This window comes from Planctellipticum variicoloris, assembly GCF_030622045.1.
Taxonomy (GTDB): Bacteria; Planctomycetota; Planctomycetia; order Planctomycetales; family Planctomycetaceae; genus Planctellipticum; species Planctellipticum variicoloris.
The window spans coordinates 4,594,528-4,611,741 of sequence record NZ_CP130886.1 but is presented as its reverse complement, the minus strand read 5'-3'; the positions used below and the strand labels follow the sequence as shown (position 1 = coordinate 4,611,741).

The 17,214-nt window shown below is 63.2% G+C and carries 16 protein-coding genes; 6 read left to right on the top strand and 10 right to left on the bottom strand.

The window, feature by feature from the left end; all coding sequences use genetic code 11:
- Positions 1-5: 5 nt before the first annotated feature.
- The gene (locus SH412_RS18005) at positions 6-638 is read right to left on the bottom strand and encodes a helix-turn-helix transcriptional regulator (protein ID WP_336519395.1); all 633 of its coding nucleotides are present in this window, start codon (positions 636-638) and stop codon (positions 6-8) included.
- 264 nt (positions 639-902) lie between these two features.
- Here SH412_RS18005 and SH412_RS18000 point away from each other — a divergent pair, with 264 nt between their 5' ends.
- Positions 903-1,253, top strand: a complete 351-nt coding sequence (locus SH412_RS18000) for a DUF971 domain-containing protein (protein ID WP_336519394.1) — start codon at positions 903-905, stop codon at positions 1,251-1,253.
- Here SH412_RS18000 and gatB read toward each other — a convergent pair.
- The 4 genes from gatB to SH412_RS17980 all read right to left on the bottom strand — a co-directional run bounded on the left by gatB (position 1,237) and on the right by SH412_RS17980 (position 5,142).
- Positions 1,237-2,721, bottom strand: a complete 1,485-nt coding sequence (gene gatB / locus SH412_RS17995; RefSeq protein ID WP_336519393.1) for an Asp-tRNA(Asn)/Glu-tRNA(Gln) amidotransferase subunit GatB — start codon at positions 2,719-2,721, stop codon at positions 1,237-1,239. The genes SH412_RS18000 and gatB overlap by 17 nt on opposite strands.
- Before the next feature lie 54 nt (positions 2,722-2,775).
- Entirely contained in the window at positions 2,776-4,239 is a 1,464-nt protein-coding gene (gene gatA / locus SH412_RS17990) for an Asp-tRNA(Asn)/Glu-tRNA(Gln) amidotransferase subunit GatA (RefSeq protein WP_336519392.1), read from the bottom strand.
- A gap of 204 nt (positions 4,240-4,443) precedes the next feature.
- Positions 4,444-4,737, bottom strand: a complete 294-nt coding sequence (gatC, locus tag SH412_RS17985; protein WP_336519391.1) for an Asp-tRNA(Asn)/Glu-tRNA(Gln) amidotransferase subunit GatC — start codon at positions 4,735-4,737, stop codon at positions 4,444-4,446.
- A gap of 132 nt (positions 4,738-4,869) precedes the next feature.
- Positions 4,870-5,142: a large ribosomal subunit protein bL28 gene (locus SH412_RS17980; protein WP_336519390.1), complete on the bottom strand. Its 273-nt coding sequence runs from the start codon at positions 5,140-5,142 to the stop codon at positions 4,870-4,872.
- Positions 5,143-5,825: 683 nt separating this feature from the next.
- Here SH412_RS17980 and SH412_RS17975 point away from each other — a divergent pair.
- Complete coding sequence (locus SH412_RS17975; RefSeq protein WP_336519389.1) at positions 5,826-6,158, top strand: carbon storage regulator; 333 nt, start codon at positions 5,826-5,828, stop codon at positions 6,156-6,158.
- 286 nt (positions 6,159-6,444) lie between these two features.
- Here SH412_RS17975 and ribA read toward each other — a convergent pair whose 3' ends face one another.
- The 3 genes from ribA to nadA form a co-directional block, all read right to left on the bottom strand.
- The gene (ribA, locus tag SH412_RS17970; protein WP_336519388.1) at positions 6,445-7,692 is read right to left on the bottom strand and encodes a GTP cyclohydrolase II; all 1,248 of its coding nucleotides are present in this window, start codon (positions 7,690-7,692) and stop codon (positions 6,445-6,447) included.
- 106 nt (positions 7,693-7,798) lie between these two features.
- Positions 7,799-8,671, bottom strand: a complete 873-nt coding sequence (locus SH412_RS17965) for a peptidyl-alpha-hydroxyglycine alpha-amidating lyase family protein (RefSeq protein WP_336519387.1) — start codon at positions 8,669-8,671, stop codon at positions 7,799-7,801.
- Positions 8,672-8,886: 215 nt separating this feature from the next.
- On the bottom strand, positions 8,887-9,882 hold the full coding sequence (gene nadA, locus SH412_RS17960) for a quinolinate synthase NadA (protein WP_336519386.1): 996 nt from the start codon (positions 9,880-9,882) through the stop codon (positions 8,887-8,889).
- 197 nt (positions 9,883-10,079) lie between these two features.
- On the opposite strand from nadA, the gene SH412_RS17955 reads away from it, so the two are divergent.
- From SH412_RS17955 to SH412_RS17940, 4 genes are all read left to right on the top strand, one after another.
- Positions 10,080-10,904: a PIG-L deacetylase family protein gene (locus tag SH412_RS17955; protein ID WP_336519385.1), complete on the top strand. Its 825-nt coding sequence runs from the start codon at positions 10,080-10,082 to the stop codon at positions 10,902-10,904.
- 29 nt (positions 10,905-10,933) lie between these two features.
- On the top strand, positions 10,934-11,503 hold the full coding sequence (locus SH412_RS17950) for a Uma2 family endonuclease (protein WP_336519384.1): 570 nt from the start codon (positions 10,934-10,936) through the stop codon (positions 11,501-11,503).
- Between the two features lie 104 nt (positions 11,504-11,607).
- The gene (locus tag SH412_RS17945) at positions 11,608-13,602 is read left to right on the top strand and encodes a YjhG/YagF family D-xylonate dehydratase (protein ID WP_336519383.1); all 1,995 of its coding nucleotides are present in this window, start codon (positions 11,608-11,610) and stop codon (positions 13,600-13,602) included.
- Positions 13,603-13,621: 19 nt separating this feature from the next.
- Complete coding sequence (locus SH412_RS17940; protein ID WP_336519382.1) at positions 13,622-14,998, top strand: c-type cytochrome; 1,377 nt, start codon at positions 13,622-13,624, stop codon at positions 14,996-14,998.
- Between the two features lie 60 nt (positions 14,999-15,058).
- On the opposite strand, the gene SH412_RS17935 is transcribed toward SH412_RS17940, so the two are convergent.
- Positions 15,059-16,066 carry a methyltransferase gene (locus tag SH412_RS17935; protein WP_336519381.1) on the bottom strand — a complete coding sequence of 336 codons (1,008 nt, stop codon included), beginning with the start codon at positions 16,064-16,066 and terminating at the stop codon, positions 15,059-15,061.
- A gap of 36 nt (positions 16,067-16,102) precedes the next feature.
- On the bottom strand, positions 16,103-16,996 hold the full coding sequence (locus tag SH412_RS17930; RefSeq protein ID WP_336519380.1) for an SGNH/GDSL hydrolase family protein: 894 nt from the start codon (positions 16,994-16,996) through the stop codon (positions 16,103-16,105).
- Positions 16,997-17,214: the final 218 nt, after the last annotated feature.

The window sequence follows — 17,214 nt, the reverse complement described above, 5'->3', positions numbered from 1 at the left end:
ACCGATTATCTGACCGACGATTCCATGGGTTGAAACTCGCAACTGTTGTCGCCGTTGCGACAACAGCAGGCCAGTTTCAATTCGACTCCCAGGACTTCTTCGAAGACCTGTTTCTCCAGTTCGCAGATTCCCGGATCTTCGCCGGCCAGTTCCTGGTAGGGGCAGTTGTTCTCTCGCAGGATCGGCAGGTCGTCGCGCGATCCGACTTCCATCTGAAATCCCCGACGTTCGAGCACGGCCTGAAGTCCCTGCATCCGCGCCAGCAAAGTCTCGCCCTGAATCTCTCCACCGTATCGCTGGACCAGCGCCGCCTTCAGGCGGTTCGCAACGCGCTGCCGAACTTCGACCTCCGGGATGGAACGGAGTTCGCGCCACAGCAGAATCGCCAGTTCGGAGTAATTGTCTCCCAGTTCTCGGAGGCCCAGCGCGGTCACCCGGTAATCGTGATGCGGCCGACCGCGGCCGGTGCGAATGACTTCGCGCTCGACGAACCCTTGCGCCTCCAGACGGACGAGTCTTTGGCGGATCGCCGTCGCAGTCACGCCGAGTGACTGGCAGAGATCCTGGATGGACCCCGTTCCGAGCTTGTGCAACTGCTGCAGGAACTGCTCGTCGCCCGGTTCGATAGACGTCTTCATTGATCCGGCCCCATTCGCCACCCGCTACGGCCGAGGTGATTGCTGCGGGATTATACCCGCGGAACTTGCTTTTAACACTTTGCTCTGCGAAAAATCCTGCCGATGTGGTCTGACGATGCAAACCATTTTCAGGCAACGGACTAACGGCTGCAAGTGGCGACTGCGTAAAGTCGCTACTTCTGGATATAATCTTAGCAGGTCATGCATCGCGGCCAGTGTGGTTTGCCGCTGATCATACCCGGTTCGACGCTCCCGGAGACGCCCATGTCTGCCGATTCTCCCTGGCCAGACAAGATTTCTGCAACGCCTGCGGGCCTGACGCTGGTCTGGAGCGACGGGCTGGAGGCGAGTCTTGCGTGGGGCCGGTTGCGCGACCGCTGTCCGTGCGCGACCTGTAAAGTGAAACGCGAGCAGCCTCCGGCCGCAGCGAGCCTCTTTCCCGTGCTCACGCTCGAAGAGGCGCAACCCGTTAAGGCGTTGAGGCTTGTGCCTGTGGGGAACTATGCCTACGGCATCCATTTCAACGACGGGCACGCGACCGGCATCTTTTCGCTCAAGCTCCTTCGCGAACTCAGCGAAGAAGTCGGCGTAACTGGCGTCAAGGAAGCGACTTGAGCTGCTCCAGCAGCCGTTCGCGAACTCCTTGCGGGTCGGCTCCTTTGACCAGTTTCATCACCTGGCCGATGAGCGCCCCGGCGGCCTGGGCTTTCCCGGATTTGAAATCCGCGACCGGTTTGGGATTGGCCGCGATGACCTGGGCGATGGCGGCGTCGATGGCCCCGGCGTCCTGGACGATGGCGAGGCCTTTTTCGGCGATGACCTGGCCAATCTGCTCGATGTTGGCGGGCTCGCCCGATTCGAGGAGCGCGGCGAAGACCTCGCGAGCGGACTTCAGCGTCAGTTCCTTGCGATGGACCCGACCCAGCAGATCGGCGAGCACCGGCGCGGGAATTGGAAACGTCGCGATGGTGAGCTGGCGGTCGTTGAGCTCCCGCAGCACGTCCTGGGTGATCCAGTTCGCCGCCTGTTTCCCGTCACCCGCAGCCCGGGCGACGGTTTCAAAGTACTCCGCGACTTCACGGCCCTGGTCGACCAGGACTGCGGCGTCGTAGGCGGAAAGCTGGTAATCGGTCTGGAAACGCTGCCGCCGGCTGATGGGCGTTTCGCACATTTCGGCCCGCACGCGGGCGACGTCTGCGGGCGTCACGGTCACGGGGACCAGGTCGGGGTCGGGGAAGTAGCGGTAGTCGGCGGCTTCTTCCTTTTCGCGCATGGGATAGGTGACGCCCCGGCCGGGATCGAAGCCGCGGGTGGACTTGGGGGCGTCTTTGATCGTCTTGCCGGTTCGCTGGAACTCCTCCCATTGCCGCTCGACTTCGTGCAGGATGGCCTGCTCGGTGAAGCGGAAGCTGTTGAGGTTTTTCACTTCGACGATGGGAGTGGCGACTTTGCCGCCGTCCGGCTGGTGGACGTGCAAGTTGACGTTGGCGTCGCAGCGGAGGCTCCCCTCCTGCATGTTGCAGTCGGAGACTTCCAGGTAAGTCAGCAGCAGCCGGAGTTCTTCGAGAAAGCGGCGGGCCTCCTCGGCGGTCCGCATGTCGGGTTCGGTGACGATCTCGACCAGCGGCGTGCCGGCCCGGTTGAGGTCGACCTGGCTGTCGCGGCCGCGACCGGATTCGTCGTGCAGGTTCTTGCCGGCGTCTTCTTCCAGGTGAGCCCGCAGGATGCGGACGTGGCGTTCGCCGCCGGATTCGGTGACGACGTCGACGTGGCCGTCGTGGCTGAAGGGGAGGTCGTACTGGCTGATCTGGTACCCCTTGGGGAGGTCGGGGTAGAAGTATTGTTTGCGGTCCCACTTTGTGAAGGGGGCGATTTCGCAGTTGAGCGCGAGGGCCGTCTTGACCGCGAGCCAGAAGGCTTTGCCGTTGAGGACGGGGAGTGCACCGGGGAGGCCGAGGCAGACGGGGCAGGTCTGTACGTTCGGCTGGTCCGGATTGAAGGCTGTCGAGCAGCCGCAGAAGATCTTGGTCTGCGTCTGGAGCTGGACGTGGACTTCCAGACCGATGATGACGTCGTAGCTCATGGCAGGCTTCTGGGAGTTAGAACGTGGTCGGTGGAAGTCTTGCGGCGAAGGCGATCAGCTCAGCGGGGGCGTCTGCAGATGCCAGTCGGTGGCCCGTTCGAACATCCGCGCCGCTCGCAGCAGCCGCTCTTCCTCGAACGGAGGCGCCTGAAGTTGCAGCCCGATCGGCAGGCCGGTCTTGCTGAAGCCGCAGGGAATGGAAGCTCCCGGGATGCCGGCGAGGTTCGCGCTGATGGTGTAGATGTCGGACAGATACATCGCCAGCGGGTCGTCGACCAACTCGCCGAGTTTGAAGGCCGGGGTCGGTGTGACGGGGCCGGCGATGATGTCGACGTCGGCGAAAGCGTTGTCGAAGTCCTGGCGAATCAAGCGGCGGACCTTGAGGGCCTTGACGTAGTACTGGTCGTAGTAGCCGGCGGAGAGGGCGTAGGTGCCGAGCATGATCCGGCGCTTGACTTCGGGGCCGAAACCTTCGCCCCGGCTGCCAGCATACAGTTCGGCCATGCTCTTAAAGGCCTCGGTCCGATGTCCGTAATGGATGCCGTCGTAGCGGGACAGGTTGCTCGATGCTTCCGAGGGGGCGATGAGGTAGTAGGCGGCGATCGAGTATTTCGAGTGGGGCAGGTCGACGTCCCGCAGCTCGGCGCCGAGTGACTTGTAAACGTCGAGCGCGCCACGGACCACCGATGCGACTTCGGGTTCGAGACCCTCGGCGAAATGCTCGCGAGGCACGCCGATTTTCAGGCCGGCCAGCGGCTGGTCGACCGACTGGCTGTAAGCGGGAACCGGCCGGTTCACCGATGTCGAGTCTCGCGGATCGTGGCCGGAGATCGCTTCGAGCAGCAGGGCCGCGCCGGCGACATCGGTGGCGAACGGGCCGATCTGATCGAGCGAGCTGGCGTAGGCGACGAGTCCGTAGCGCGAGACCCGGCCGTAGGTGGGCTTGAGCCCCATGATTCCGCAGAGCCCGGCCGGCTGGCGGATCGAGCCGCCGGTGTCGCTACCGAGCGAAACGGGAGTCATCCGGGCGGCGACGCAGGCGGCCGAGCCGCTGCTGGAACCGCCGGGCGTGCGAGTGGCGTCCCACGGATTCTTCGTCTGCTGGAACGCGGAGTTTTCGCTGGACGAACCCATCGCGAACTCGTCGAGATTCGTCCGGCCAATCAGGAGGGCGTCCGCGGCTCGAAGTCGTTCGATCACGTGGGCGTCGTAGGGAGGCTTGAAGTCCTTGAGCATCCGGCTGCCGCAGGTCGTCGGCTGGCCGCGGGTGCAGAGGACGTCTTTGATGGCGACGGGGAGTCCCGCCAGCAGTCCGAGGGACTGGCCGCTGCGGCGTCTCTCGTCGAGGCGTTCCGCCTGCTGCGAAGCGTCTTCGCGGTCCACGTGCAGAAACGCACCGATGGCGCCGTCGCGTGCGGTAATGGCGGCAAGGGTCTGCTCGGCCAGGTCGCGAGCGTTCGTTTCGCCGGTGCGAAAGGCGGCGATGGTCTGCGACGCGGTGCGTCCCGCCGATGACATCACAAGCTCCGTCGTTCAGACTGGGAATCGGGTTTCAAAGCGGAGATTGTGCCCGATCGAGCATGCGATTGCACCCGACCGCCGTATTCCGGGTGGCACGTCCCTGAGTCTTCGAAGGGCGTGTCTTAATGGGACTTGAAGTTCACTCCCATTGCAAAGCCTCAGGGGCGCGCCACCCGAGCGTGCCGGCGACTCGGATGGGAACTACTCGCGTTCGATGATCTGCGGCACTAGGAAGAACTTGCCGTCGGTGCGGGGGGCGTTCGCCAGAGCTTCGGTCCGGGGGAGTGAGCCGGCCAGTTCGTCCGACCGGAAGACATTCCGCAGCTCGATGGCGTGGACCATCGGCTCGACGCCGGTGGTGTCGACCTGGTCGAGCATTGCGACGTAGTCCAGAATCTGACTCATCTGCCCGGTCAGGGCGGCCAGCTCCTCTTCGCTCAGCTTCAGCCGGGCGAGAGAGGCCACCTTGCGAACTTGATCCGCGGAGAGGCCCATGCTCGCGTCTCCCACTGCTTCAAAGAGAGAGGCCACGAGGCGCCGTCAATCACGGCATCCCGCGGCCTTGCGCTTACAACTACCAACCCATGCCATGACGCGGCGGCCCGTGCGGCCAGCACTGCGGAAGCACTAGTTGAGGGAGTCGGCGGCGGGGAGGGTGAAGGGGGCGCGGACGACCTTCTTCTGGATCTTGCCGGCGCGGATGCACTTCACGCAGACGCGAACTTTGTGGGCGATCTCGCCTTCCTGGATGCAGACGGCCTGCAGATTCGGATGGAATTGGCGGCGGGTAATGCCGGTCGTCTTGCGGCCGTTACCGCCCAGGTACTTGGCCTTGCCGCGCTCGACCTTGGAGTTGCCAAACGACGGCTTCTTCTCGCACAGATAACAATGGGCGCCCATGGCTCTACCATCCTCGACGCCGGCGGTGGGCCGGCATGGTTTCCGTCAAATGTTCCGCCCGACCTGATGCAGGCGGGAACGGGTAAGAATAGCTGCCGGTCCGCGATGACGCAAGTTTCGCGGTTTCTTGCGGGGCTGCGCTGGATCAAGAAGTAAGAAGCTTCACCGCGGAGACGCGGAGGACGCGGAGAAGTCTACGGACGAGACTTGATCGGGCGGGGAGCGTCGCCGTTCGATTGCGTTCAATCGGACTCTGACGAAACGGCTGGAAGTGATGATTGGAGAAGGTGTTGCGTCCAGTTTCGGTGGCGGAGGAGTGCTAGATGGAATTGACGCTGTCGTCAAACATGGCGGATGACGCGATCAAATTTCGAGGGAAATGCTGCGAATTGCAGCAGTCACAAGTCCCCGAAGATTTGATTGTAAGATCGTCTGAAAAATCCGCAGATTGGGATTGACAGGAACTTTCTGCAACGCTGGCCGGCGGGCTGTGTGCGGTGGCAAAGTATTGTGGAAAAAAGGTTTATGGCAACAGCGGCCCGGGAGGATCTCGCGTGCCAATCGGATTGGCACGCCCCGTGCTTTATGCTCCTGACGTGCTCAGTTCGACGCCATGTCGAATGGTGAGCCGGACCCAGGACCGGGATGAGAATGGAATCCCACCAGACAAAGGAATGCGAATCATGCTCGTTCTGACCCGTAAACGTGCTGAGATGATCAAGATCGGCGATGACATTGTGATCAAGGTGATTCAGACCGGCCGCGGCTCGGTCAAGATCGGGATTGAAGCCCCGGCCCACGTCCGCGTCCTGCGGGCTGAGCTGGCCGAGTATCCTGGCGCCGGGGCCGAGTTGCCGGCTGCGGATGTTGACGCCGACGCCGCGACCGCCGAAGAGCAGGGGGTCGAACGATTTCTGGCGAAATTCGATTCGAGCGGCGTGCTCGACAGTTCCAGCGGCTTTGCGGGGTCGCTGACCAACGGCCCCCTCCGTCGGCTGATGACGGCAGTCGGCTAATCGGCCTGCACTCACCAGGGAAAGGGTGAAACGATGCAGCGTGAATTGATCGAGCCTCGTGGACTCGCGGGGAAGGGCTTCGAGCGGTGCCGACCCAGCATCGCCGGAGCTCTTCACCGCGGGCGAGGAGAGCGAGTCGCGAATAGGGAATAGCGAGATTGGTCAGTTGCCATTGGTCAGTTGTCAGTTGCAAAGCGGCACTTCGGCTTCGTTCTTTCTGGCTCTCGACTGCATTCCTTTCGAAATTCCGCCTTCGTCATTCGATGTTTCTTCGTTGCGTGAGATCCTATTCTTCCGGCTGAACCGCGGTCGCCGCGGGCAGAATGTGGCCCATCTTGTCGCGTTTGGTGGCCAGGTAGACTTCGCGCTGGTGGGCGTGCGGGGCAATGATCGGGACTTGACCGACGAGTTTGAGGTCGAATCCCGGGAACGCGTTGACCTTCTGCGGGTTGTTTGTCAGCAGCCGGACCGCGGAGAGGCCCAGATCCTTCAGGATCTGCAGGCCGATGCCGTAATCCCGCGAATCGGCCTTGAACCCGAGCTTGTGATTGGCTTCGACGGTATCCAGGCCCTGGTCCTGCAGCGTGTAGGCCTTGAGTTTTGCGACCAGGCCGATTCCCCGGCCTTCCTGCGGCAGGTAGACGACCGCCCCGGCCCCTTCCTGGTGGATCATCTGCATGGCCATGTGGAGCTGATCTCCGCAGTCGCAGCGCAGGGAGTCGAGGACGTCACCGGTAAAACACGACGAATGGACCCGCACCAGCGGCGCCGGGATCGATTTGAGATCGCCCCAGACGATCGCCATGGGCTGTTGATCTTCGAAGGAGACGTCGTACGCGATGACTTTGAATTTGCCGTACTGCCGCGTTTCGAACTCCACTTCGACGGCACGCTGGACGAGCTGTTCCCGGCGGCGGCGGTAGCGGATGAGCTGATCGATCGAGATCAGCGGCAGACTGTACTTCGTCGAGAGTTCCTTCAGCTCGTCGAGATTCGCCATCCCGTTACCGTGCTCGCTGAGGATCTCGATCAACACGCCGACCGGCTTCATCCCCGCCATGCGGACCAGATCGACTGTGGCCTCAGTGTGGCCGGCGCGGCGGAGGACGCCCCCTTCTTTGGCGAGCAGCGGATAGATGTGACCGGGACGGACGAAATCTTCGGCCCGGCTTTGCGGATCGCTGAGCGCCTGAATCGTTCTGGCCCGATTGTCGGCACTCACGCCGCTGCCGGCGGTCTGATGGTCGACTGGCGTCAGAAACGACGTACTGTTCGGGGCGGTATTCCGCTGAGCGTCGACGATCGGGGTCAGGCCCAGGCGGTCCGCCTGCTCCTGCAGCATGGGGGTGCACAGCACTCCCGCGCCGTGGCGAATCATGAAGTTCACCATTTCGGGCGTGATGGACTCGGCCGCGCAGAGAAAGTCCCCTTCGTTTTCCCGCTCCTCGGCATCGACGACGATCACCATGCGTCCTGCGCGGAGGGCCTCGATGGCGTCGTCGATCGTGTGGAAATCTTCAGGAGGAACGGGCATGGTGGGTCCAGCAGCGGAGAAGACAGTGTGACAACCGGGAGGCCAATGCCTAATCTTAGGCGGACCGGTCATCCCCGCCAATTGACGCCGTGGATCGCTCCGGCATTCATTTCCGCCGGAACTTCTGAATCCGCTTGCCGTTCACCTCCGCGACGAACAGCACCCCCTGAGAGTTCACCGCCATCAGGTGGGGCAGCTTCAGCAATTCCGGCGTCCCCCACTTCGACGTGATTTTGCCGTCGCGATCGAAATGGACGATCAGGTGCTTGTCTCCTTCTGAGGCCAGCAGCTCCTCGCCGATGACGATCAGGCCGAACGGATTGCCGAAGCCGCTCCAGTCGGCCAAGTGGGCGCCCGAGGCTTCGAAAACCTGGACCCGCTGGTTGCCGCGGTCGGCGACGTAAATCCGGTCCGCCTTGTCGATCGCCAGCCCGTGCGCGGTGGCGAATTCGCCGGGGGCCTTACCCTTCTTGCCCCATTGGCTGAGGAATTTGCCGGAAGGATCGAGCTTCGCGATCCGACCGTTGCCGCTGTCGGCGACGTAGATCTGGCCCTTCGAGTCAAAGACCAGGTCGTCCGGTGCGCGGAAGCCGTCGGCCCCGCCGGCGGCTTTGCCTTCGCGGCCGATGGTCGCCAGCAGTTCTCCTTCCGGCGAGAACTTCCGCAGGACGTGGTTGCCGTTGTCGGTCGTCCAGATGGCCCCGTCCGGCCCGACGCGCAGCCCGTGGGGGACCTTGAAGAGTCCTTGGCCCCAGCCCTTCACGTATTTTCCGTTGGAGTCAAACTTCAGAATCGGCAGATCGCCGCGGTGCAGAATGTAGATCTGGTCGTGCGCATCGACTGCCACAGCGGACATGGCTCCCAGCTCGACTTCCGCCGGGATTTCGACGAATCCGATCGATTCATACGGCCCGGCGGCGTCCGCCTGCCCGAGAAGAAGTCCCGCGAGGGCGGCCAGGCCGAGTGTTGAGAGTCCCATGGTGTCTTTCTGATGGAGGGCCGGCGGCACCGGCCGGAATTCCGGAGAGCGCCGAACTTGCGGCTGAGGGCTCGGCAGACTTCCTGATTCTGGATCGTCGCAGACTCCGACGCCAGCCACCTGCGGGTGAGCAGGCGCTCGGGTCCAGGGCCGGGGCTTCGCGAAGACGCTCCAGCCGCCGGCCACCCCGCGAGTTGCCTGCTCTCCACTTCTGTTTACTGCAGCAGGCTGCGTTGCAGGACTTCGCGGGCCTGGGCGTAGTACGGCTGCCAGACGATCTCGGGTTTGCCGTCCCGGAGGCAGTTGCGGACTTTCTGGAGGGTATTTCGCGCCATGTGGGGGCAGCGGTTGCAGGCGCAGGTTTCGCCGGTCGAGGCCATGATCCCCGGCACGGGGATGTATTCGTGCTGCGGGGCCAGTTTCTGCAGCGGGTGGATCATGTTGGCTTCCGTGGCCACCAGGAAGACGCGCTTTTCGGGGATGGAGGCGACGTATTTCCGCATCTTTTCGGTGCCGCCGATCATATCGGCGAGCTCCAGAATGTTTGCCGGGCATTCCGGGTGGGCGAGGACTTCGGAGCCGGGGTGATTGCGCTTCGCCCGGAGGAGATCCTGAATGCTGAAGACTTCGTGGACCATGCACGAGCCCGGCCAGAGGATCATCTTTCGGCCGGTGACGCTACTGAGATACCGGCCCAGGTGCTGGTCGGGGACGAAGAGAATTTCTTTGTCGGCGGGGACGCGGTCGATGATTTCGCGGGCGTTGCCGCTGGTGACGATCCAGTCGCAGAGGGCTTTGACCGCTGCGGTGGTGTTGATGTAGGCCACCGTCTGGAAATCCCGACCTTGTGCTCGCAGTTCCTGCTGGAATGCCGCCAGTTTGTCCGCCGGGCAACTGTCCGCGAGGGAACAGCCGGCCAGCAGGTCGGGCATCAGGATTGTTTTCTCGGGGCTGAGAATCTTGGCGGATTCTCCCATGAAGTGGACGCCGCAGAAGACGATCGTCGAATTTGGGACGGACGTCGCGTCGCGGGCGAGTTTCAGGCTGTCGCCCGTATAGTCGGCGATGTCCTGCAGGTCGCCATCGACGTAGAAGTGGGCCAAGATGACGGCGTCCTTCTCGGCCTTCAGACGTTCGATTTCGTCCATCAAATCGAGCGGATCTTCGAACGGTTCTGCAACAGGCGGGGTGGTGACGACGGGCAGCGACATGGCAAGGTTTCCCAAGGGCAGAGCAGGGCGGCCGGCAGCAGCAGACGGTCGGGATCGACCGGTGCGTCTTCGACACGGAGTCTGAACAGCGCGTTCGCCCCTCCCAGACACCGCCAGTGCCTTCCATTTTCGGCACAGACCGGCAGAATTCAATGCGTCGCCCCGTTTTGTCGTCAACTCTCCCGGAATCGAGGTCAATGGTGGATCAGAAACTCCGAATTCTCGTGATTGGCGCCCATCCGGATGATTGCGAGCTGAAAGCCGGCGGGGTGACGGCGATGTACCGGGCCGCCGGGCATCACGTGAAATTCGTCAGCGTGACGAACGGGAACGCCGGGCACCAGTCGATGCTTCCGGGTCCGCTCGCGGAGCGGCGGAAGACGGAGACCGAGGCGGTCGCCGAGTTGATGGGAATCGAGTACGAGATCCTCGACAATCCGGACGGCAAGCTGCTGCCGACGCTGGAAGTCCGTTTTCGGCTGATTGCGATGATCCGGCGGTACAAACCGGATCTGATCCTGACTCACCGACCGAACGATTACCATCCGGATCACCGGGCGACGTCGACGCTGGTCTGCGACGCGGCGTATATGGTGATCGTGCCCCACATCGTGGCGGAGGTCCCCGCCCTGCGGGTCAATCCGGTGATTGCATACCTTTCCGACAACTTCCAGCGACCGGCGCCGTTTGCTCCGACGGTGGTGATCGACGTCGAGCCGGTGCTGGAGCAGATTCTCGATCAGCTCGCATGCCACGAGTCGCAGTTTTTCGAGTGGCTGCCGTACACGCTTTGCCAGGAGAATGGCTTTCCGACGGATTCCAGTCTCCGCCGGGAGTATCTCAAGGAGTTCTTTGGCCGGTTCAACGGTCCGCTGGCGGATCGTTATCGGCAGCAGGTGATCGAGACTTATGGCCCGGAGCGGGGTGCGAAGATCCGGCTTATTGAGGCATTCGAGGGCTGCGAATATGGCTCGCCTCTGACGCGGGAGAATGCGAAGATGTTGTTTCCGATGCTGCCGTAGTGGCGCAAGGGACGGAAGGGAGGACTCTCATGGCGACTGCCGAACTGATCAAACCGCTGACGACTGCGGACCTGCTGGCGTTTCCGGACGACGGTATCGACCGCTGGCTGATCCGAGGGGAATTGCGGGAGGAGCCCATGACGAAGCGCAATCGTTGGCACAGCATTGTACTGGTAGTTCTGTCCAGCCTGCTTCATGAGTGGCGAACGCGGAGCGGCGCCGGCGGATACATCATGGGCGGCGAGGCAGGCTGCATCCTGACTCACGACCCGGATACGGCTGTCGGAATTGACGTCGCGTATTTCAGCCAGGAGGTCATTGATCGGCAGGGGGACGATACGACCCTCGTCGACGGCGCTCCGATACTGGCGGTCGAGATCCACTCGCCATCGGATACTCAGCAGAACATCCGCGAGAAGACTGAAGTCTATCTCGATAGCGGCGTCAAACTCGTGTGGAACGTTGATCCGCACAGCAAAACGATCACGGTCGTCGGTCAGGATCGACTGCCGGTGCTCTACAACATCACGCAGACGATTACCGGCGAGCCCTGGCTGCCGGGACTGACGATTGCGGTGAAGGACGTGTTTCCCTACTGAATTCGTTGAGAGTTGATCGTTGAGCGTCGACAAAGACGCAAAGCCTCTCATCCACTTTTGTCTGTTCTGCGAAGCCCGAGACACGAGACCCGAAACCCGACTTCATGCCTGACTATTCGCTCCTCGATACGCAAAACGCCAACCTCTGGGAAGTCACCACCAAGGCCGCCGGGCCGGAAGGACAGCTTCCTCTGACACCGGAGCTGCTCCGGGACGCTCCCAGCGGGGACCTGTTCGGCCTGACGCAGAACGCGGGGATGGGCTGGCGGCCCGATCAGCTCCTGCGGAAGCAGTTTCTGATCCTCAGCACGCAGGGGGGGATTCGGGGTGAAGACGGCCGGCCGATAGCGCTGGGCTATCACACCGGGCACTTCGAAGTCGGCCTGCTCATGCAGGCGGCGGCCCGGGAATTCGACCGGCTGGAATGCCTGCCGTTCGCCGGCTTCGTCAGCGATCCCTGCGACGGACGTTCGCAGGGGACGGTCGGCATGATGGACAGCCTGCCGTTCCGCAACGATGCCGCGATCGTGCTGAAACGATTGATCCGCTCGCTGCCGACGCGGCGGGGTGTCGTCGGCGTCGCGACGTGCGACAAAGGACTGCCGGCGATGATGATGGCGCTGGCGGCTCAGCGCGATCTGCCGTGCATCATTGTGCCCGGCGGCGTCACGCTCCCGCCGGCACAGGGGGAAGACGCCGGTAAAGTGCAGACGATCGGCGCCCGGTACGCCCACGGAGAGATCACCCTCGAAGAAGCGGCCGAAGCCGGCTGCCGGGCCTGTGCCTCGCCGGGGGGGGGCTGCCAGTTTCTGGGGACCGCGGCGACGTCGCAGGTGATCGCCGAGGCGCTGGGCATGTGCCTGCCGCACTCGGCGCTGGCCCCGTCCGGCCAGCCGATCTGGCTGGATGCGGCCGTCCGCTCGGCTCGCGCGGTGACCGAACTGGAACAGCGCGGACTGGCCATGCGGGATATTCTGACGCCGGATGCGTTTCATAATGCGATGATCGTGCATGCGGCCTGCGGCGGTTCGACGAACCTGCTGCTGCATATGCCCGCGTTTGCGTATGAAGCGGGGTTGCCGCTGCCGACGGTCGATGACTGGAACCGCCTCAACCGCCAGACGCCCCGGCTGGTGGACTGTCTTCCCAACGGTCCGATCGGCCACCCGACCATCCGTTTCTTCCTGGCGGGGGGCGTGCCGGAACTGATGCTGCATCTGCGCGGGCTGGGGCTGCTCAAGCTCGACGCCCTCACGGCGTCCGGCAAGCGGCTGGGGGACATTCTCGAATGGTGGGAACGCTCCGAAAGGCGGACCCGGTTGAGAAATCTCCTGGTCGAACGGGACGGCGTCGATCCCGACACCGTGATCATGGCTCCGTCGGTTGCGAAGGAGCGGGGGCTGACCAGCACGGTGACTTTTCCGGTCGGGAACATTGCTCCGGAAGGATCGGTTATCAAGAGCACGTCGATCGACAAGTCGGTCATCGATGCCGACGGCGTCTACCGCAAGACCGGTCCTGCGCGTGTCTTCACGACCGAACGGGATGCCATCGCCGCGGTGAAGGGGCGGACGCACAATCCCATCCGCGAGGGGGATATCATCGTCCTGATGTGCCGCGGGCCGATGGGCTGCGGGATGGAAGAGACTTACCAGATCACGTCGGCGCTGCGGTATCTGCCGTTCGGAAAGCATGTGGCGCTGATCACCGACGCTCGGTTTTCGGGCGTGTCGACCGGGGCCTGCATCGGGCACGTCGGCCCGGAAGCTCTCGACGGCGGTCCGATCGGCAAACTGCGGGATGGCGATCGGATCCGGATCGAGGTCGACACCCGGAATTTGACCGGTCGGCTAGACTTCATCGGGGAACCGGGGCACGAGGTCACTCCTGAGGCGGGGGCGATGATTCTCGCGGCTCGCGAACCGGGATCGGCTCTCTGCGCCGATCCGCGCATTCCCCCGGAAACCCGCCTGTGGGCGATGTTGCAGCGGGCGGGCGGCGGGACCTGGGCCGGCTGCATCTATGATGTGGATAAGATTATTGCGACCCTCGAAGCGGGAACGGCGGCGTTGCGTCAGGCGGAACAGCGCCGGGCGTGATCCGGCAGGAGTCTGAAGGATGCTCGATTTCCGATGTGCAGTGATCGTCGCGGCGACGCTCTTCCCGGCTGGCGTCGTTCGGGCCGTTGAACCGGCTGCGGCCGACGCTGCATCTCCCGCGGCCGGCTGGAACGTCCTCCGGACGCACGCCTTTCTGCCCGCTGATTTCGATGACGAAGTGTTCGACCGGCTCTGGACTGTCTGGCCGGAGCCGGATCGATCGACGGCTGAAGCTGCGACACCCCTGGACCGTCGCAAACTGATGTTCGAGTATTACGGCCTCGTCCCGACTCCCGACGATCCGGAATGCCGCGGACGCCCGCTGGGATACATCAGCAATGGCGGCGACGGCTGGGTCATGACCTGTCTGGCTTGTCATGGCGGTTCCGTCGCCGGTCAGGTCATTCCGGGCCTGGGCAACTCACACTATGCCCTGCAGACGCTGACCGAAGATGTCCGGCTCGTCAAACTTCAAGTGAAGAAGCGCCTGACACACATGGATCTGGGGTCGCTCAAGATCCCGCTGAATATCACCAACGGCACGACGAATTCGGTGATCTTTGGCGTCCTGCTCGGCGCCCTTCGCCGGCCCGACATGTCCGTCGATCTCAGTCATCCTGTGCTGCAGGTCCTGGATCACGATGTCGACGCTCCGCCGTACTGGAACGTGAAGAAGAAATCGGGCCTCTACGCGGACGGATTTGCTCCGAACACGCATCGTCCGTTGATGCAGTTTATTCTCATTCCTTCGAATACGCGCGAGAAGGTCTACGGCTGGGAGAACGATTTCCGGCAGATCCATGCCTGGATTCAATCGGTCGAATCGCCGCGATACCCGTGGGAGATCAGCGAGGCTCGCGCCGCCCGCGGTCGGACGGTCTTCGAGGCCAACTGCTCCCGCTGCCACGGCACGTATGGCCCCGACGCACGGTACGAACAGAAGACGATCGCGATCAATGACATCGGAACCGATCGGCTCCGTTTTGATGCACTGACCGTCGAGCATCGCAAGTGGATGCAGGTCGGGTGGATGAGTCGCTACGGCGAAGACCGGGTGATTATCGACCCGAAAGGTTACGTGGCCCCGCCGCTCGACGGGATCTGGGCCAGCGCTCCGTATTTTCATAACGGATCGGTCCCGACCCTCTGGCATGTGCTGCATCCGCAGGAGCGACCGCCGGTCTGGAAACGAACCCGCGACGGCTACGATCAGTCGCGCGTCGGCCTCGAAGTCACGGAGTACGACGACATCCCGGACGATGTCGTCTCTCCCGCCCACCGCCGGCGTTACTTCAAGACCACTCTCCCCGGCAAGAACGCCGCCGGCCACAACTACCCGGACGACCTGACCGAAGATGAGAAAAACGATCTGCTGGAGTATCTGAAGTCGCTGTGACGAATCGTCGAGCGTTGAGGAAGACGCTGGACTTTCCGTCTTCCTTCTTCTCCCCAACCACTATCCACCAACCACTTTTCCTTCCAGCACACTCACATCCGCGGCCGTCGGCGTGATGCTCGTCAGTTCCCAGCCCGCTTCGGCAAACAGCCCCCGGTATTCTTCGGCCGTCCGTTCCTTGCCGCCGGGGATGACGAGCATGGTCAGGTCGAGCAGCTTGGCGAAGCCGGGGCCGTTCCCTTCCGGGATCACGTTCTCAATCACAATCAGCCGCGACGATTCCGTGGCCGCGTTGCGGATCGTCCGCAGAATCTGCAGCGACTGCTCGTCGTTCCAGTCGTGAATGATGTGCCGCAGGACATAGCCATCCGCCCCCGCGGGCGCCTCTTCAAAGAAGCTGCCGCCAACGGCGTCGCACCGGTCCGCGAACCCCGCCTCGGTGATCAAGTTCCGGGTGCGATCCACCACGCCCGGCAGATCAAACACCGTGCCGCGAATCTCCGGCAGCGCGCGGAGAACATCCAGCAACTGGCTGCCGTTCCCGCCCCCGACATCGATGAGGTGGGGATACCGGCTGAAGTCGTACGCCTCGATCGCGGCAGCAGTCTCCCGACCGTGGATCGCGGTCATCGCCGCATCAAACTCGGCCGCTTCTTCGGGACGCTCGGCGAGCCACGAAAACAGCGGCTGTCCGAACCGCTCGTCGAAGGCCGGCCGGCCGGTCTCCACGCTGTCATACAGATCTGCCCACGCTTCGTACTGCACGCCCCCCAGCATCAGCGCCATCGGCCGGACCGACTCCGGATGGTCTGATCGCAAATGCTCCGCCAGGGGCGTCAGCACGAACGTCCGGGGAGTTGTTTCCGCAAAGACGCCGATGCTGGCCAGCCCCCGCAGCAGTCGAAACAATGACGGCTCGTGCATCCCCGTGGCGACTGCCAGGGCGGCAGACGTCTGAGTCCCGGCAGCGATCAGGTCCGCCAGTTTCAGCCGCGCCGCGACGTGCAGCATCTGGGAGAGCCAGTACCCGGAAATCCATTGTGCGAGCATTTCGCGCGGCTTGGGCATTGCCTTTCATCCTTCAAAAACTCAAATTCAGGAGCGTCACGGCGATGTGATAACACGATCGACGTACGATTTCATCGCTGCCGCCATCCGCGCATGCCCGGCCGTCGTCAGGTGGATGGAATCCAGCGTCGAGTCTGGTCCCGTCAGCACGCCGGCCATCACCCGTTTGGGGATCAGGGGCACCCCATACTTTTGCGACAGCCGGCGCTGGATGGCTCCGTATGCATTTCGCAACGGAGGCAGCGGCAGCTCCAGCATCAGCACCACGCGGTCGGGCCGGCAGATCTCCGACAGCAGAGCATTCAGTTGCTCGGCGAACTTCGCATCGGTCGTCGGGCCGAGCAGATCATTCCCCCCGATGGCGACCAGCACCAGACTGGGAGTCTCTGGCAATCCCAGCGCCTGTTTCCGGGCCGACTGGACGGTCGCCCCCATCTGAGCGTGGCTGATGATCGGAATCGACCGACCTTCCTGCTTCAGCAGTTCCGCGAGTTGCACCGGCCAGACGACGGCTTCCCGCTCGCCCATCCCCGCGCTGACGGAGTCCCCCAGAACGTGAATCTCATGCAGTGGAGCGGCAGGAGTCGGCAGTCGTCCGGCCGACCAGGCCCAAGGCAGTTCGACGGCCAGCAGCAGAAGGCCGAGACTGATCGCCAGCCGCCGCAGCCAGGGAGCGGCTTTGGCCTGCGGTTTCCACCGCGTGACACTGGAAATGATCAGCAACCCGAACAGCACTCCGCCAATCATCCACCACGGCTGCGGCGTCCCGGACAAGATCAGCAGCACGCCGCCAACGACCGCTCCTACCGTCAGCGCTCGTCCGGCCAGCCAGGATCGTCGTCCCGGGGGGATCATTGCCGCCAGCAGCAACAGGCACACCCCGACGTACCACGCCAGCCCGCTGCCGAAGAAAAAGATCACGTGCCGCATGCCTTCGAATGTATCGCGGCTGAGTCGTTTCCTCGATCCCAGGTTCTTCCAGGGATCGTCGGCCAGCGATGCTCAGCATCGCTGCCACGGTCATTCGGCCGACCGGCTGTGCGAGGCAGAGCCTCGCGAAGAGGGGGTTCCCAGGCGGAGCCTGGGAACCAGAGAACCCGACGTCGCCCTTCCACTGACCACTCTTCTCTACCCTTGCATCCCCCCTC

What these genes read in the sequence shown, in the direction of transcription:
- SH412_RS18005 (WP_336519395.1), bottom strand. Translation starts at nt 638, where the DNA reads ATGAAGACGTCTATCGAACCGGGCGACGAGCAGTTCCTGCAGCAGTTG.
- SH412_RS18000 (WP_336519394.1), top strand. Translation starts at nt 903, where the DNA reads ATGTCTGCCGATTCTCCCTGGCCAGACAAGATTTCTGCAACGCCTGCG.
- gatB (WP_336519393.1), bottom strand. Translation starts at nt 2,721, where the DNA reads ATGAGCTACGACGTCATCATCGGTCTGGAAGTCCACGTCCAGCTCCAG.
- gatA (WP_336519392.1), bottom strand. Translation starts at nt 4,239, where the DNA reads ATGTCATCGGCGGGACGCACCGCGTCGCAGACCATCGCCGCCTTTCGC.
- gatC (WP_336519391.1), bottom strand. Translation starts at nt 4,737, where the DNA reads ATGGGCCTCTCCGCGGATCAAGTTCGCAAGGTGGCCTCTCTCGCCCGG.
- SH412_RS17980 (WP_336519390.1), bottom strand. Translation starts at nt 5,142, where the DNA reads ATGGGCGCCCATTGTTATCTGTGCGAGAAGAAGCCGTCGTTTGGCAAC.
- SH412_RS17975 (WP_336519389.1), top strand. Translation starts at nt 5,826, where the DNA reads ATGCTCGTTCTGACCCGTAAACGTGCTGAGATGATCAAGATCGGCGAT.
- ribA (WP_336519388.1), bottom strand. Translation starts at nt 7,692, where the DNA reads ATGCCCGTTCCTCCTGAAGATTTCCACACGATCGACGACGCCATCGAG.
- SH412_RS17965 (WP_336519387.1), bottom strand. Translation starts at nt 8,671, where the DNA reads ATGGGACTCTCAACACTCGGCCTGGCCGCCCTCGCGGGACTTCTTCTC.
- nadA (WP_336519386.1), bottom strand. Translation starts at nt 9,882, where the DNA reads ATGTCGCTGCCCGTCGTCACCACCCCGCCTGTTGCAGAACCGTTCGAA.
- SH412_RS17955 (WP_336519385.1), top strand. Translation starts at nt 10,080, where the DNA reads ATGGTGGATCAGAAACTCCGAATTCTCGTGATTGGCGCCCATCCGGAT.
- SH412_RS17950 (WP_336519384.1), top strand. Translation starts at nt 10,934, where the DNA reads ATGGCGACTGCCGAACTGATCAAACCGCTGACGACTGCGGACCTGCTG.
- SH412_RS17945 (WP_336519383.1), top strand. Translation starts at nt 11,608, where the DNA reads ATGCCTGACTATTCGCTCCTCGATACGCAAAACGCCAACCTCTGGGAA.
- SH412_RS17940 (WP_336519382.1), top strand. Translation starts at nt 13,622, where the DNA reads ATGCTCGATTTCCGATGTGCAGTGATCGTCGCGGCGACGCTCTTCCCG.
- SH412_RS17935 (WP_336519381.1), bottom strand. Translation starts at nt 16,066, where the DNA reads ATGCCCAAGCCGCGCGAAATGCTCGCACAATGGATTTCCGGGTACTGG.
- SH412_RS17930 (WP_336519380.1), bottom strand. Translation starts at nt 16,996, where the DNA reads ATGCGGCACGTGATCTTTTTCTTCGGCAGCGGGCTGGCGTGGTACGTC.